This window comes from Mycobacterium hippophais, assembly GCF_027529605.1.
GTDB lineage: Bacteria > Actinomycetota > Actinomycetes > Mycobacteriales > Mycobacteriaceae > Mycobacterium > Mycobacterium arseniciresistens.
In genome coordinates this window covers 1-801 of sequence record NZ_JAPZPY010000028.1, presented here as the reverse complement: position 1 = coordinate 801, position 801 = coordinate 1, and the positions used below count along the sequence as shown (strand labels likewise).

The following is an 801-nucleotide window of genomic DNA, read 5'->3' as shown; positions in this document are numbered from 1 at the left end:
GACACCACCAAGGTCCTCGACCCGACCGTCCTGCTGCAGAACGACTCCGACCCCGACGGACCGCTGACCTTCCTCGGAGTCGGCAACGCCTCCGACGGCGCCACCGTCACCTACGAAAACGGCGCCATCATCTACACCCCCGCACCGAACTTCAACGGCGCCGCCACCTTCGAGTACTACGCCAGCGACCCCGACGGCAACACCAACACCGGCATCGTCACCATGACCGTCGTCCAGGTCGACGACGGAGCCACCATGGGACCCGACGCCGCCCCCGTCGACGAAGACACCACCAAGGTCCTCGACCCGACCGTCCTGCTGCAGAACGACTCCGACCCCGACGGACCGCTGACCTTCCTCGGAGTCGGCAACGCCTCCGACGGCGCCACCGTCACCTACGAAAACGGCGCCATCATCTACACCCCCGCACCGAACTTCAACGGCGCCGCCACCTTCGAGTACTACGCCAGCGACCCCGACGGCAACACCAACACCGGCATCGTCACCATGACCGTCGTCCAGGTCGACGACGGAGCCACCATGGGACCCGACGCCGCCCCCGTCGACGAAGACACCACCAAGGTCCTCGACCCGACCGTCCTACTACAAAACGACACCGACCCCGACGGACCGCTGACCTTCCTCGGAGTCGGCAACGCCACCGACGGCGCCACCGTCACCTACGAAAACGGCGCCATCACCTACACCCCCGCACCGAACTTCAACGGCACCTCCACCTTCGAGTACTACGCCAGCGACCCCGACGGCAACACCAACACCGGCATCGTCACCATGACCGTC

The 801-nt window shown here is 66.2% G+C and carries 1 protein-coding gene; it reads left to right on the top strand.

What is annotated here, in order from left to right:
• The coding region (locus O6P37_RS28390) for an Ig-like domain-containing protein (RefSeq protein ID WP_269897212.1) at positions 1 to 801 on the top strand (801 nt) is incomplete at both ends.